The sequence below is a fragment of the Deinococcus actinosclerus genome, from assembly GCF_001507665.1.
Taxonomy (GTDB): Bacteria; Deinococcota; Deinococci; order Deinococcales; family Deinococcaceae; genus Deinococcus; species Deinococcus actinosclerus.
The window spans coordinates 2502423-2516813 of record NZ_CP013910.1; the positions used below are offsets into that span (position 1 = coordinate 2502423).

A 14391-nucleotide genomic window follows, 5' to 3' on the forward strand; every position below is an offset into this window, starting at 1 on the left:
ACGGGTATTGTGCGCCGCTGGCGTTCAGTTGGTGGTGAGGTTCAGGTCAGCCTGGGCGTCCTGTTCGGCGCGGAACTGGAGTTCGTACAGGTCGCGGTACAGGCCGCCCGCCGCGAGGAGCTGCGCGTGGGTGCCGTCCTCGGTGACGCGCCCGGCGTCCATGACGAGGATGCGGTCAGCGTTGCGGATGGTGCTGAGGCGGTGCGCGATGACGAAGGTGGTGCGGCCCTGCATGAGGCGTTCCAGCGCGGCCTGCACGAGGGCCTCGGATTCGTTGTCCAGGGCGCTGGTGGCCTCGTCGAGGATCAGGATGCGGGGGTCTTTCAGGATGGCGCGGGCGATGGCGACCCGCTGGCGTTGCCCGCCGCTGAGTTTCACGCCGCGTTCCCCCACGACCGTGTCGTAGCCCTGCGGGAAGGCGCGGATGAACTCGTGGGCGTTCGCGGCGCGGGCGGCGGCCTCGACCTCGTCTGGGCGAGCGCCGGGGCGGCCGTACAGGATGTTCTCGCGGATACTGCCGCTGAACAGCAGCGTCTCCTGCGGCACGAGGCCCACCTGAGCGCGCAGGTCCGCCAGGGCGTAGTCGCGCACGTCCCGCCCGTCCACGCGTAGGGTGCCGCCCGTGACGTCCCAGAAGCGCGGGATGAGGTTCACCAGGGTGGTCTTCCCCGCCCCGCTCGGGCCGACCAGCGCGACGACCTGCCCGGCGGGAACGTCCAGTGTCACGTCGCGCAGCACGGCAGCCCGCGTCCCTTCAGTCTCACCGTCATAGGTGAAGGACACGCCGCCGAAGGACACGCGGCCCTCCGCGCGGGCCAGCGGGGCAGGCTGCGCGGGCTGCGGCAGGTCGCTGCGTTCGTCCAGCAGCTCAAAGATGCGGCCCGACGCGCCCAGCGCCTCCTGGAACTGGTTGAACACGCCGGTCAGCGCGACGACCGTGCCGCCCACCTGCAGCGCGTAGAACAGGAACGTCACCAGATTCCCCGGCGTGAGGCTGCCCGCCATGACCAGCCGCCCCCCGTACCACAGGACCACGGCCAGGGCGCCGAAGGTCAGGAAGCTCATCACGCCTGCCATGAGCGCCTGAAGCCGGGCGCGTTTCAGGGCGGCCAGGAAGCTCTGCGTGACGCCCTGCCCGTAGCGGCCCTCCTCCACCCCTTCGGCGGTGAAGCTCTGCACGACCCGCACGCCGCTGATGGCCTCCTCGGCGCTGGCGTTCGCGCCTGCCACCGCGTCCTGCACCTCGCGGCTCACGCGGCGGATCCGCCGCCCGATGGTCACGGCCGTCCCGATCACCAGCGGAATAACGGCCAGGGTCAGCAGGCTCAGGCGCGGACTGGTCGTCACGAGCAGCACCACGGCGCCCACCAGACTCACCGACTGCGCCGCCAGCTGCGCCAGCGCCGTACTCGTCACGGTCTGCACGGTGCCCACGTCCGAGGTCAGGCGACTCGTCAGGTCCCCGGTCTTGTGCTCCCCGAAAAAGCGCGGCGAGAGCGTCAGCAGGTGCGCGAACACCGCCCGGCGCAGGTCCGCCACCACGCCCGCCCCCACCCGCGACAGCAGGAACGACTGCGCCGCCCCGAACAGCGCCGACAGCGCGAAGATCCCCAGCAGCGCCACCACCGTCCGGTCCAGCTGCGACGTATCCGTGGATCCCACCCGCAGGAACGAGGCGTCGATCAACCGCCCGAACAATGCCGGGAACACCAGATTCAGGCCGCTGGAGATCAGCGTGGCGACCACGCCCACCACGAACACCCAGCGGTACGGCCGCGCGAACGCCAGCAGGCGCACCAGCTGACGCGGATCGCGCTTCACACGTGGCGCATCCGGACTGAGGGGTGAGGCAGCGCGGCCAGGACGGGAGAACATGCCTACAGGGTACGCGGGAAGCAGCAGGGCAGTGGGAAGTGGGAAAGGAGGCTGCTGCGCAGCGGAACCCCTCAGTCGCCTACGGCGACAGCTCCCCTTAAAAGGGAGCCCTGAACACATGCTTCTGCCGAAGCGAAACAAATTCGATCAGCGGCCCGCACCGTCCCACACGGCAGCCAACCGCAGATCACCACCGGCCGTCGTGCGCGCAGCGCGCGGGCCTTGCGGGGGGCGGACTCGCAGAGCTGCGGAGTAGAGGATGGCGTCTAGGCCGGACCCGTCACCGCCCGACACGAACACGCCGCATCGAAAGAAACTCTTGCCCAGTGCAACGAAAGCCCCCCCTGCCCCCCTGGGGGACTCGTATGAGCCGCTTGCGGAGGGGGCTGGGGGGTGGGGTGAAGTGAAATCTCAGGCCAGCGCCGCTTCCGGGGCCACGTACGCCAGTTCGAACGCGTCCGCAACGCCCTGGTACGTGAGTTTGCCCTGGTGGGTGTTCAGGCCGAGCATGAGGGCCTTGTTGCGGTGCAGGGCGTTCACGCCGTGGTCGGCGAGCAGCAGCGCGTAGGGGAGGGTCTGGTTGGTGAGGGCGAAGGTGCTGGTGCGGGGGACGGCGCCGGGCATGTTGGCGACGCCGTAGTGGATGACGCCGTCGACGGTGTAGGTGGGGTCGTCGTGGGTGGTGGCGTGGATGGTTTCGACGCAGCCGCCCTGGTCGACGGCGACGTCGACGATGACGCTGCCTTCGGGCATGAGTTTCAGCATGTCGCGGGTGACGAGGTGGGGGGCTTTGGCGCCGGGGATGAGGACGCCGCCGATGAGGAGGTCGGTGGTGGGGAGCAGGTCGCGGATGTTGGCTTCGCTGCTCATCATGGTGGTGATCTTGCCGAAGAAGACGTCGTCGAGGTACGCGAGGCGGCGCTGTGACACGTCGAGGATGGTGACCTTCGCGCCGAGGCCCATGGCCATCTTGGCGGCGTTGGTGCCGACGACGCCGCCGCCGATGATGGTGACGTGGCCGGGCTGCACGCCAGGGACGCCGCCGAGGAGGACGCCGCGTCCGCCGACGGGTTTCTGGAGGTGGTACGCGCCGGCCTGGACGCTGAGGCGGCCCGCGACTTCGCTCATGGGGGTCAGGAGGGGGAGGCTGCCGTCGTCGAGTTGCACGGTTTCGTAGGCGACGCCGGTGGTGCCCGCCGCGAGAAGGGCGTCGGTGAGGGGGCGGTCGGCGGCGAGGTGCAGGTACGTGAACAGCAGGAGGTCGGGGCGGAGGTAGTGGTACTCGCTCTGGACAGGTTCCTTGACCTTCACGACCATCTCGGCGGCCCAGGCGTCGTCGGCACTTCCCAGGGTGGCGCCGGCGTTGACGTAGTCCTGATCCGGGATGCCGCTGCCGAGGCCGGCGCCCTGCTGGACGGTGACGGTGTGGCCGCGGCGGACGAGGGTGGCGACGCCGCCGGGGGTGAGGGCGACGCGGTTTTCCTTGACCTTGATTTCTTTCGGGAGTCCGATGTGCATGGTGTGACCTCGTGAGCCGCGCAGGTGTCTCCTGCCGGCAGGTTGATGCTGTCTTGAACGCAAGATTAACAGTTGGTGACGCAATCAGGATTGCCCGCATGTGCCCTTTTCGGGTCACACCCCGCAATCCCGTTGCGCCGATCTGCTAGAATGCGCTCCATCATGTCTCAGAGTGATCTGGATGCCATCGACCGGCAGATTCTGGGGATCCTGCAACGGGACGCCCGCATTCCGAACACGGAACTCGCGGACGAGATCGGCCTGACCCCCGCCCCCACCCTGCGCCGCGTGCGCCGCCTTGAAGAGGAAGGCGTCATTCAGCGGTACGTGGCGCTGCTCGACCCGAAGACCGTCGGGCGCGAGCTGATGGTCATCGTGCGCGTCACGCTGGACAAGCAGACGAAAGCGGGCTTCGAGGAATTCGCGAAGAAGATGCAGGACCGCCCCGAGGTGCTCGAATGTTTCCTGTGCCTGGGCGACATCGACTACCTGCTGAAGGTGTCCGTGCCGGACCTGGACGCATACCAGCACTTCCTGGTGAACACCCTGGCCGCCATTCCCGGCGTGCGCAACACCGCCAGTACCATCGTCGTGAAGCAGGAGAAGTACACGACCAGCCTCCCACTGGATTAGCCTCCCGCTGGAGTGACCAGACCCGGTACGCTGGGCGCATGAACACGAGACAGGGGTTCTGGGCGGACCTGTGGGCGTTCCTGCTGGACGAGGCGCTGCGCTGGATCATCGTGGCGGCGTCCGTACTGCTGGCCGGGGCGGGCATCCTGCTGCTGGACTGGCCCGCCTGGACGATCCTGGCCGTGCCCGCCGTGCTGATCGGGCTGGGCCTGTGGGCGCTGAACCGCTGGGGCCCGGAACGCCCCCGCTGAGGGCCTGTGGCTGTGGCGGGGCGTGAACCTAAACGAACCTCAATCCGGCGGCGCGGGATGGGGCATCGCCTCTCATGAACGCTGTGGAAGACTGGGGGGCATGTCCCGACGTACCCTGATCACCGCTGCCGTCCTGCTGGGTACCACGCTGGCCGCCTGCGCGCCCGCCGCCACCGCCCCGGTGACCACCACGCCGGCTGGTACGGCTCCGGCCAGCACGACCCCGGCGCCCGTTACCCCCGTGCCAGTCTCCCCCACTCCTGCGGCGCCCGCGCCGGTGCTGAGCTTCCAGGCGATGCCGGAGCTCACGCAGGCCCCGGTGCGCTCGTTCAGCAGCGCGCCCGCGCAGATCATCGACGCGAACAAGCGCTACCGCGCGGTCCTGAAGACCAGTCAGGGCGACGTGACCCTGGACCTGTACCCGAAGGTCGCGCCGGTCGCCGTGAACAACTTCGTGTTCCTCGCGCTGAACCACTTCTACGACGGCACGCGCTTCCACCGCGTGATTGACGGGTTCATGGCGCAGGGCGGCGACCCCCTGAGCGCCGACCCCGCCCAGCAGGACCGCTGGGGCACGGGCGGTCCCGGGTACCAGTTCAGCGCGGAACTCGTCAGCGGCGTGCGCTTCGATAAGGCTGGGGTGCTGGGCATGGCGCGCTCGCAGAGCCTCGACTCGCAGGGCAGCCAGTTCTTCATCACGGTCGCGCCCGCCGACTTCCTCAGCGGGAACTACACGGTGTTCGGGCAGGTCATCGGTGGGCAGGACGTCCTGAACCGCCTGCAACGCAACTATACGGGCAGTGGCCCGATTGCCGGGGCGGGCGCGGACACGCTGCTGGGCGTGCAGATCCTCCAGGAGCAGTGAGCTGTGGGCGCTGAGCGGTGAGGCGAGCTTCGGCCCGCTGCTGATCGCAGCCCATGGCCCAGAGCCCGTCCTCATCCCCCAAGATTATCTCTCCCCGGCGCGGCGCGCGTGACCCTAGACTGTGGGCATGCGTGTTCGCCGTCTGATTCCTGTTGCGTTGGCTGCTGGCGCGGCCCTGTACCTGCGTGGCGTGTACCGCTACCGTGACCCGGTGCGTCTCCCGAAGGTGGGGGCCGGTGAGGTTCTGAGTGCTGCCGACGGCGTGGTTGGCTTCGTGCGGCGGGTGCAAGGCGGGCGGGTGGACGGCCTGGACGTGCCGGCGCTGCTGGGCACGCCGGGCGCGGCGGACGGCTGGCTGATCGGGGTGACGGTCGGGCCGCTGGACGTGCATTACGTGTTCCAGCCGGTGTCGGGCGCGGTGTCGTACGCGACGCACGTGGGCGCACGGGTGAACGTGCCGCTGCTGGACGCGGCGGGCACCCTGGGCGCGCTGACGGGCCGCGCGGTGGATACGCTGGTGACGCGCGGGGCACTGGAGAACGAGCGTCAGGCGGCGGTGATCACCACGCCGGACGGCGACGTGACCCTGACGCTGGTGGCGGGTCGCGCGGGCCTGAGCGGCACGTCCTTCACGCGGGAGGGGGACGAGGTGCGCGCCGGATACAAGGCCGCGTTCCTGCAGGAGGGCGGGCTGGCGCTGCTGCACGTGCCGCTGGCGTTCACGCCGGCCGTGGGTGTGGGCGACCGCGTGACGGGCGCGGAGACGGTCGTGGCCCGCCTGGGGGCCGCGCCGGCGTGAATGCCTGAGCGGGTCACGCTGCGGGGGGCCGGGGTCGGGTATGCTGCCCGGTCGGCCCCGTTTCAGAGCGGGGTGCGGAAGGGGGGTGACGTGAAGACGGAGTCGAATGCAGAGCAGCGGTCGGAGCGGCACTCGCCGGAACGGGTCGCGGAGCGGCTGGTCGCCGACCGGAAAGTGCGCGCCGTGGCGCAGGCCGGGAGTCACGGCACGGAATTCCAGTGGGCGGGCAGCGTCCCGACCTTCGTGACGTTCGAGCGCGGCGTGCTGAGCAGCCACGCCGACGCGCGGGCGGGCGTGTCGGTGGAGCACTTCCCGTTCGAGAAGCTGGAGGCGTGGCGCGACTGGGACGTGGCGCGCGCGGAGGCGCCGCTGGCGCTGCTGGCGACCAGCCGGGTGCTGTACGACCCGACCGGACACTACGGGCGGATTCAGCGCATGCTGTGGAACCTCAGCGCGTCGCAGCGGGCCGCGCACCGCGCCGAGCTGCTGCTGCACGCGCAGGACGCCCTGACGGCCGCGCGCGCGGCCCACACCGGGGCCGGTCACGGCGTGCAGGAACAGCTGCTGGCCCTCGCGGACGCCCGCGAGATCGCCCTGACGCTGCTGTACCCGGCGCTGCTGACGTGGCTGCACCTGTGGCCGGAGTTCGAGATCCGCCTCCCGCACGCGTGGCGCGCGTCGGCCGGGCTGCGCTTCCCGAAAGCGGTATACCACCTCGAGAGTCTGTATGCCTTCGGCGGCGAGCCGGAAGCGCGGCGGGTGCTGCTCGCCACGCGCGGCCTGGGCCTCGTGGAGCAGGAGCGGCGGGCGCGGGCCGCGTTCCAGGTCGGGTACTACGACGGGGCGGTGCGCTACCTGCGCGACGAGACGGCCCGCACGCACCGTGAGGACCTCCAGCGGTGGCTGAACCTCACGCCCGCGCGGCGCGAGAAGCTCGGCACCCTGATGGGCGTCACGCGCTCCCCGCTGGGTCCGGCGGCGCTGAACATCGTGCAGGAGCTGCTGGAGGCGGTCCGCGAGGGGGAATAGGGGGTTGATGGATCACCTCACACCACAGCAAGCAGGGCGAGCCACTTGATCGGCTCGCCCTGCTCGTTGAATCCGGTTATGCGCTGGCGGTCTCAGTGTCCAGGACGTTGTTCGTCCGGACGGTGATGGTGCGCTTCTGCGCGGCCTCGCTGCGGGGCACCTTGATGGTCAGGGTACCGTGTTGCAGGTCGGCCTCGACCTTGGTCAGGTCGTACTTGGCGGGCACGCTGAAGGTGCGGGCCAGGGTGCCGTGGGCGCGTTCGACGCGGTGGGCGGTGCGGCCCTCGCGGCGGTCGTAGGCGCGGGTGGCCTGGACGGTCAGCGTCTGGTTCTCGGCCTCAATCTGCACCTGATCGGGGGCGATGCCGGGCAGGTCGAGGGTGAGTTCGAGGCCATGCTCGTCCTCGTGCACGTCGACGGGCGGGGCGAAACGGGCGGGCGCGGCGGGCTGGCCGAAGGCGCGGTCCATGCGCTGGGTGAGTTCCTCGATTTCACGGAAGGGATCGAATCGCATCACTTGAGTACCTCCTGAGACTGGAAGCGCGCCGCACTCTCACAGCACATCTGAGTGCCTTGCGCTCAACTGGCATCATAGTAAAACCTGAGTGCATTCATGTCAAGTTTGGTGCGCCCTCCTGCCCCTGTGGTTCCGGACACGCGGCATGACACGCCCCGGCGCGGCGGTGTACACTCCTCAAGGCCAGTGCCCCGGCTCAGGCCCACAACCCCACACCCCGTCCCTTTCCCGGCAGTCCCGTGAGGCTGCACCCGCCCCGTGAGGCAGGAGAAGGAGCACCATGACCCACCCAACCCCGACCCGTCAGCCCGCGCTGCACGGTCTTTTTTTGATGGCCCGCACCGGAGGCCGAGCGTGACCCCCAAAGCCACGATCCTCACCGCCGACGAGGTCCGCCGCGCCCTGACGCGCATCGCGCACGAGATCATCGAACGCAATAAGGGCGCCGAGAACCTCGCTCTGATCGGCGTACACACCCGCGGCATCCCCCTGGCCCGCCGGCTGGCCGAGAAACTCAGCGCCCTGGAAGGCGTGGACGTCCCCACCGGCATGCTGGACATCACCCTGTACCGCGACGACCTGAGCGAGGTCGCCCAGCAGCCCATCATCCGCGAGACGCAGGTGCCGTTCGACCTGCGCGACCGTCGCGTGATCCTCGTGGACGACGTGCTGTACACCGGCCGCACCGTCCGCGCCGCGCTGGACGCCCTGATCGACCTCGGCCGCCCCGCCGGCATCCAGCTGGCCGTGCTCGTCGACCGCGGGCACCGCGAACTCCCGATCCGTGCGGACTACGTCGGCAAGAACCTCCCCACCGCCGCCAGCGAGGTCGTGAAGGTCAAGCTCCAGGAAACCGACGGCGTGGACAGCGTCGAACTGTGGGACATGGAGGCGCTGCGATGAACGCGCCCACCAGCATGACCACGCGGCCCCGTCACCTCCTGGACTTCCAGGACTGGACGCCCGAACGCCTGCACGCCATCCTCGACAACGCCGACACCATGCTCCAGGTGCTTGACCGGCCCGTGAAGAAGGTCCCGGCCCTCCAGGGCCTGACGGTGTGCAACGCGTTCTTCGAGAACTCGACGCGCACCCGCACCTCCTTCGAACTGGCCGCCCGCCGCATGAGCGCCGACGTCCTCACGTTCGCCGCCGGGGCCAGCAGCGTCAGCAAGGGCGAAAGCTTACGCGACACGCTGGAAGTCCTGACCTCCTACAAGGTCGACGCGTACATCGTCCGCCACCACGCCGCCGGCGCCGCACATCTGGTGGCCCGCTACAGCGGCAAACCCGTCATCAACGCCGGGGATGGCCGCCGCGCCCACCCCACCCAGGCGCTGCTCGACGCATACACCATCCGGCAGGAATACGGCAGCCTGGAAGGCAAGACAGTCGCCATCCTGGGCGACGTCCGCCACAGCCGTGTGGCGCGCAGCAACGCCGAACTGCTGCCCAAACTGGGCGCGCAGGTCGTCCTGTGTGGCCCCGCCACCCTCCTCCCCCCCGGCCTCGCCCAGATGCCGGGCGTGACCCTCACCACCGACCCCCGCAAGGCCGTGCGCGGCGCCCACGCCGTCATGGCCCTGCGCCTCCAGCGCGAACGCATGGGGGGCGGGTTCCTCGGCAGCCTCCAGGAATACGCCGATACCTACCAGGTGAACGACACCCTGCTGAAAGAAGCCGAGAGCGGCGCCATCGTCCTGCACCCCGGCCCCATGAACCGCGACCTGGAAATCAGCAGCGACGCCGCCGACGGCCCCCAGAGCCGCATCCTGAAACAGGTCGAGAACGGACAGGCCATCCGCATGAGCGTCCTCTACCACCTGCTCGTCGGACGGAACTGACCCTTGCCGGGCGCGCCCTCCATCGTGGTGCCGGACATCCACGGCTGCTCCCACTTCCTGGAGTGGGTGGAGGCGCGCTTCCCGGACCGTTCGCTGATCCTGCTGGGCGACCTGCTGCACCGGGGCCCGGATTCACGCGCGGCCCTGAGGCGCGCCCTGGACTGGGCCGAATCGGGCCGCGCGACGCTGCTGTGGGGCAACCACGAACACTGGGTCTGCACCGAGGGGTTGAGCCTGACAGGACAGGCACGCACCGCGTGGTTCCGGGAGCACGAGGCGGAGGTCGTCGCCCAGTACGAGGCGGCCGGGGATGACCTGAACGCCTTCATCACCGATCTGGAACGCTTCCGGGCGCTGGCGCGGCCCTACGTCGTGGAAGGGCCGATGCTCTGCGCGCACGCGGCCCGTCCCAGCCTGGGCGCGCACGCCGACGACCTGCTGGACACCGGGTACCTGTGGGACACGCCCGACCTGGGCCTGCACCCCCTGCCCACGCACCTGCACCCCGGCCTGACGTACTCGGTGCACGGCCACAAACCGCAGCGCGAACCGGTCGTGGACCTGCGCGGCGAGGGCGTGGTGTACCTCGATCTCGGCTCGGCCTCCACCGGCCGCTTCGGCGTGTGGGACGCCCAGTCCAGATCCATTCATCTGTACGACGAGTCCTGAGGCTCGCTGGAGGACACATGATCACGATTACGAACATCAAGCGCGTCGGGTCGGAGAAGACCGAGAGCGTCACCATCGAGGGCGGCCTGATCAAGGGCTGGAACCTGCCGGAAGAGGGCGACATCATTGACGGGCAGGGCGGCACGGTCGCGCCCGCGCTGATCGAGCTGCACGCGCACCTGCGGGAGCCGGGGCAGACGGAGAAGGAGGATCTCGCCAGTGGGCTGGCGGCGGCGGCGGCCGGCGGGTACGGCACGGTGGTGAGCATGCCGAACACCAGCCCCGTCGTGGACGACCCGGCGATCGTGCGCAGCCTGATCGAGAAGGCCTCGGGCCTGGGCTTCGCGCGCCTGCGTCCGGCGGCGGCGCTGACGAAGGGGCAGAAGGGCGAGGAACTGGCCGAACTGACCTACCTGAAAGAGGCGGGCGCGGCGATGTTCACGGACGACGGGCGCACGAACGAGAACGCCCGGACGCTGCGCCTGGGTCTGGAGACGGCCGGGAGCCTGGGCATGGTGATCAGCGTGCACGCCGAGGACGCCAGCCTGCGCGCGGACGGCGTGATGAACGAGGGGCCGGTCAGCGAGGCGCTGGGCCTGCCGGGCAACCCGGCGGCGGCGGAGGCAGCGCGCGTGGCGCGGGATATCGAGATCGTGGCGGGCCTGCACGCGCAGGGCGTCCCGGCGCGGCTGCACATCCAGCACCTGAGCACGGCGCGCGCGCTGGATCTGGTGCGCGCCGCGAAGGCGCAGGGCCTCCCGGTGACCTGTGAGGTCTGCCCGCACCACCTGACCCTGACGGACGAGGCGCTGCGTTCTTTTGACGCGATCTACAAGGTCGCGCCGCCCCTGCGCACTCAGGCGGACGCCGATCACCTGCTGAAGGGCTTGAAGGATGGGAGCGTGGACTGCCTCGCGACCGATCACGCGCCGCACACCCGCGCGGAGAAGGAGCGCGACCTGCTGGACGCGCCCAGCGGCATCGCGTACATCGAACTGGCGTTCCCGCTGATGTACACCCGCTTCGCGGAGACGCTGGGCCTGGAGCGCATCCTGGAGCTGATGACTGCCGCCCCGGCGCGCGTGATGGGCTGGGCGCAACCCACCCTGGACGCCGGCGCGAAGGCCGATCTGGTCATCCTCGACCTGAGCACCGAACGCCCCGTGAACCCCGCCGAGTTCAGGAGCAAGGCGAAATTCACGCCCTGGGCCGGGGAAACGCTGAAGGGCTGGCCGGTGCTGACCGTCGTGGACGGGAAAGTCGCTTACCAGCGGGCTTAAAGGGTCTGAGGGTCCAAGAGTCTAAGGCCACTGCCCAGCCTCAGACCCTTCGACCTTCAGACCCTCACCGGTCCAGGCGGAAGATCCTCAGGTCGCCCGTCTCCTCTCCCTGGATCAGATCGGTGAGGAGGCGGGCGGCCTGCACGCTGTACGTGATGCCGTTCCCACCGTAACCGAGGGCGAACAGCAGCCGGTCGCCCGTCTGCCGGGGGCCGATGTACGCCAGACCATCTTTCGTCTCGCCGAAGGTGCCCGCCCAGGCGAAGGCCGTTTCGGGGTGGAGGTGCGGGAGGAGCTTGCCGAGTTTGCGTTCCAGCCGTTTCTGTTTGGCGGGCAGAGCGCGTTCGCGGCGGGCGGGGCTGTGGTGGTTGTCGTCCTCGCCGCCGATGACGACGCGGCCGTCCTGGGTGGTGCGGGCGTACAGGTACGGGCGGGCCGTCTCCCAGATCAGGCAGCCGGTGGGCCACAGTTCCCCGTCGGTCTGTTCGATGGGTTCGGTCGCCAGGGCGTAGGAGTTCTTCAGCTGCGCGAGGCGCCGGCCGAGGAACTTCTCGGCTTCGTACCCGGTGGCGACCACGACCCAGCGGGCCTGGATCTTCGCGTGCCGGTCGGTGTGCGCGGTGAAGTCATCCCGGCGCCCATCTCTCGGCTCGTCCAGGCGGGTGACTTCCGTGCGGTCGTACACCCGCGCGCCGCGTCCCTGCGCGCGCTTCAGGAGGTGCTGCGCGAGGCGGTAAGGATCGACCTCGCCGCCGTCGGGGCTGAACAGCGCGGCGGGCGCGGTGATCCCGAAGCGGGCCTTGAGGCTGCGGGCGTCCAGATGTTCGACGTTCAGGCCGGCGCGGGTGCGGGCGGCGTGCTCCTGCGCGAGCATGCGGGCGTCGCGGCGGTTGCTGGCGTAGTACAGGCTGCCCCGCTCGCGGAAGCCGCAGTCGTCGGGCAGCTCGGCGGTCAGGTCGCGGACCATGCCGATGGCCTCGCGGCACAGGTGGTAGGCACGTTCGGCGTCCGCCTGCCCGGTCATGGGGATCAGGTCCACGAGGTTCGTGTCGATCTCGTACTGCAGGAGGGCGGTGCTGGCGCTGGTGCTGCCGAACGCGGCGTCGCGCAGGTCGGTCACGACGACGTCCAGCCCGGCCGCGCTGAGTGCTTCGGCGAGCAGCGCGCCCGTGATGCCTGCCCCGATGACGAGCACGTCGGCGCGCTCGTCGCTGCCCAGGGGCGGGTAGGTGTGCATGAGGCCGTTCGTGAGGGGCCAGAAGGCGCGTCCGCTGCGGAGATCCATGAGCAGACTGTAGGAAGCTCAGCCGCAGGGCAGGTGCGCGCGTGGCTACGGTTCCCCGCACGGGACGTTCAGGTTTCGTTGTGGGACGCGGATTTACTGCTGCGGCAGCTTCGGTTTCGTGCCCCGGAACGCGTCCGCGCTGGTCTGGGTGGGCAGGCGCACGACCTGTCCGGTGCGGGCGCTCTCGTATAGGGCGTCCATGACGACGTGGTCCTGCACGCCCTCCTCGCCGGGTGTCCACGGGGTGTCGCCGCTGCGGATGCACTGCGCAAAATGGTCGATCTCCAGCGTGAACTGGTCGTACTCGGGGAAGCGGGGTTCGTGGGTGCCGTCTTCGCCGCTGACCTGTACCTTCAGGCCGTCGTAGGGAAAGGCGGGTTCCATGTTCAGGCTGCCCTTCTCCCCCGTCGCGCGCAGGGAGGTGGTCTTGAACGCGGCGTAACTCGTCTGGATGGTGGCGCTGACCCCGCCAGGGAAGCCCAGCAGGGCGCTCATGGACGCCTCGACCTCACGGAATCTCGGGTCGCCGCCGGGCTGGTGCTGCGTGGCGAACACCCACTCGGGTTCCTGCCCGGTGATGAAGCGCAGGGTGTTCAGGCTGTAGATGCCCACGTCCGGCAGCGGGCCGCCGCCCGCCAGCTCGCGCTTGAGGCGCCAGACCTCGGGGTCGTCTTCGACCTGCGCGTGGATGGAGTGCAGCAGCCTCAGGTCGCCCAGCGTGCCGCCCTGCACGGCGTCGCGGGCCGCCCAGTGTTCCGGGGTGTACTGGCAGCGGTACGCGGCCATCAGGAGCACCCCGGCCTCCCGGCAGGCGTCCACGATGGCCTGGGCGTCCTCGGCGTTCACGCCCAGCGGTTTCTCGCACAGGACGTGCTTGCCCATCCGGGCGGCGCGGGTGGCGTACTCGCGGTGCAGGCTGTTCGGCGTGACGATGTACACCGCCTGCACGTCCTCGCGGCCCGCCAGTTCGCCGAACTGCTCGTAGGTGTAGGCGTCCCCGTCGGTCAGGCCCAGGGCGCGCGCGAAGCCCCGCGCCTTGTCCGCCTCGCCGCTGACGAGCGCCGCGACGTAGGCGTGCTCGCTGGTCCGCGCGGCGGGAATGAGTTCCTCGGCGGTCAACTTACCGATGCCGACCAGGGCGAAGCCCACCCGCGTGTCCTGCGCTTCGGGGGGCGTGATGTTCGGTTTCAGGGGCATGCTCCACCGTAGAGGCGCGCCCCCGCCGGATGGGGGGACGCGCCTTGAGGGGGCCTTACGGGTTCAGAAGAAGCGGCGTTTGCCGGACTTGCCCACCGCCCGCTGCGCCCCACTCAGGAGCGAGTCGATCACGCGGTCGCGTTTGCGGGCGCGGGTGTACTTGGCGCGTTTCTTCTGGCCGTTGCGGGCGGCGACGATGAGTTCCAGGACGACGGGCGCGGCGGCCAGGATGAGGCCCAGCTTGCCGGATCTGCTCTTCACGCGGGTGCGGTTCTTCATGCCCTTCATTACGACACGTAGGGCAGGAAAGTTGCTGAGGGGAAACTCAGGTTCCTTCAGGGACGGTCGGGCTGGCTGCGGCGCGCGTGGGTGGTCGCCAAGTCGTCCAGGGTCTGCCCGGCCAGCAGCAGGTGCCCCCGCGCGGCCAGCAGGTGCGCGGCGTAGCGCGGCACCTCCCCGGCCGTCATGTGGCTGGCCGCCGTGCGCAGGTGGGCGGCGGCGCGTTCGAGTTCGGTGGCGGCGCTCAGGGCGTCCTAGCTGGCCCGGCTGCGGGCGTCTTCTGGATTGGTCATGCCGCCCAGCGTGCCACGTCCACGCTGGCGGGATGGGGTGGCGGCCGGCAGACGCCC

16 protein-coding genes are annotated in these 14391 nt (G+C 70.0%); 9 read left to right on the forward strand and 7 right to left on the reverse strand.

Annotated features, from left to right (window positions below; translation table 11 throughout):
• Positions 1-24 precede the first annotated feature (24 nt).
• On the reverse strand, positions 25-1875 hold the full coding sequence (locus AUC44_RS12125) for an ABC transporter ATP-binding protein (RefSeq protein ID WP_062158982.1): 1851 nt from the start codon (positions 1873-1875) through the stop codon (positions 25-27).
• Between the two features lie 411 nt (positions 1876-2286).
• Positions 2287-3393 carry an alanine dehydrogenase gene (gene ald / locus AUC44_RS12130; RefSeq protein WP_062158984.1) on the reverse strand — a complete coding sequence of 369 codons (1107 nt, stop codon included), beginning with the start codon at positions 3391-3393 and terminating at the stop codon, positions 2287-2289.
• 162 nt (positions 3394-3555) lie between these two features.
• On the opposite strand from ald, the gene AUC44_RS12135 reads away from it, so the two are divergent.
• The 5 genes from AUC44_RS12135 (at position 3556) to AUC44_RS12155 (ending at position 6970) form a co-directional block, all read left to right on the forward strand.
• Positions 3556-4026 carry an Lrp/AsnC family transcriptional regulator gene (locus AUC44_RS12135; RefSeq protein ID WP_046844319.1) on the forward strand — a complete coding sequence of 157 codons (471 nt, stop codon included), beginning with the start codon at positions 3556-3558 and terminating at the stop codon, positions 4024-4026.
• A 38-nt stretch (positions 4027-4064) separates the two neighbouring features.
• Positions 4065-4277, forward strand: coding sequence for a hypothetical protein (locus AUC44_RS12140; RefSeq protein ID WP_062158986.1), 213 nt, complete (start codon positions 4065-4067; stop codon positions 4275-4277).
• A 100-nt stretch (positions 4278-4377) separates the two neighbouring features.
• On the forward strand, positions 4378-5142 hold the full coding sequence (locus AUC44_RS12145) for a peptidylprolyl isomerase (protein ID WP_082689052.1): 765 nt from the start codon (positions 4378-4380) through the stop codon (positions 5140-5142).
• 127 nt (positions 5143-5269) lie between these two features.
• Positions 5270-5941, forward strand: a complete 672-nt coding sequence (locus tag AUC44_RS12150; protein WP_062158988.1) for a phosphatidylserine decarboxylase — start codon at positions 5270-5272, stop codon at positions 5939-5941.
• A 90-nt stretch (positions 5942-6031) separates the two neighbouring features.
• Positions 6032-6970: a hypothetical protein gene (locus AUC44_RS12155; RefSeq protein ID WP_062159831.1), complete on the forward strand. Its 939-nt coding sequence runs from the start codon at positions 6032-6034 to the stop codon at positions 6968-6970.
• Positions 6971-7046: 76 nt separating this feature from the next.
• On the opposite strand, the gene AUC44_RS12160 is transcribed toward AUC44_RS12155, so the two are convergent.
• Positions 7047-7487, reverse strand: a complete 441-nt coding sequence (locus AUC44_RS12160; protein ID WP_062158990.1) for an Hsp20/alpha crystallin family protein — start codon at positions 7485-7487, stop codon at positions 7047-7049.
• Between the two features lie 354 nt (positions 7488-7841).
• Between AUC44_RS12160 and pyrR the strand changes: the two genes are divergently transcribed.
• The 4 genes from pyrR to AUC44_RS12180 are packed head-to-tail and all read left to right on the forward strand — an operon-like array spanning position 7842 to position 11280.
• Positions 7842-8390 (forward strand): bifunctional pyr operon transcriptional regulator/uracil phosphoribosyltransferase PyrR, encoded by a 549-nt coding sequence (gene pyrR, locus AUC44_RS12165; protein WP_062158991.1) that lies wholly within the window; start codon positions 7842-7844, stop codon positions 8388-8390.
• On the forward strand, positions 8387-9331 hold the full coding sequence (locus AUC44_RS12170; RefSeq protein ID WP_157445345.1) for an aspartate carbamoyltransferase catalytic subunit: 945 nt from the start codon (positions 8387-8389) through the stop codon (positions 9329-9331). Before pyrR ends, AUC44_RS12170 begins: the two co-directional genes overlap by 4 nt.
• 3 nt (positions 9332-9334) lie before the next feature.
• Positions 9335-10000, forward strand: coding sequence for a metallophosphoesterase (locus tag AUC44_RS12175; protein WP_157445346.1), 666 nt, complete (start codon positions 9335-9337; stop codon positions 9998-10000).
• A 17-nt stretch (positions 10001-10017) separates the two neighbouring features.
• On the forward strand, positions 10018-11280 hold the full coding sequence (locus AUC44_RS12180) for a dihydroorotase (RefSeq protein WP_062158995.1): 1263 nt from the start codon (positions 10018-10020) through the stop codon (positions 11278-11280).
• Between the two features lie 64 nt (positions 11281-11344).
• Here the strand turns inward: AUC44_RS12180 and AUC44_RS12185 are convergent, their stop codons facing one another.
• From AUC44_RS12185 to AUC44_RS17205, 4 genes are all read right to left on the reverse strand, one after another.
• Entirely contained in the window at positions 11345-12565 is a 1221-nt protein-coding gene (locus AUC44_RS12185; protein WP_062158996.1) for an NAD(P)/FAD-dependent oxidoreductase, read from the reverse strand.
• 93 nt (positions 12566-12658) lie between these two features.
• Positions 12659-13762 (reverse strand): Gfo/Idh/MocA family protein, encoded by a 1104-nt coding sequence (locus AUC44_RS12190; RefSeq protein WP_062158997.1) that lies wholly within the window; start codon positions 13760-13762, stop codon positions 12659-12661.
• Positions 13763-13825: 63 nt separating this feature from the next.
• Positions 13826-14041: a hypothetical protein gene (locus tag AUC44_RS12195; RefSeq protein WP_062159833.1), complete on the reverse strand. Its 216-nt coding sequence runs from the start codon at positions 14039-14041 to the stop codon at positions 13826-13828.
• A 56-nt stretch (positions 14042-14097) separates the two neighbouring features.
• Complete coding sequence (locus AUC44_RS17205; protein ID WP_257721364.1) at positions 14098-14229, reverse strand: hypothetical protein; 132 nt, start codon at positions 14227-14229, stop codon at positions 14098-14100.
• Positions 14230-14391: the final 162 nt, after the last annotated feature.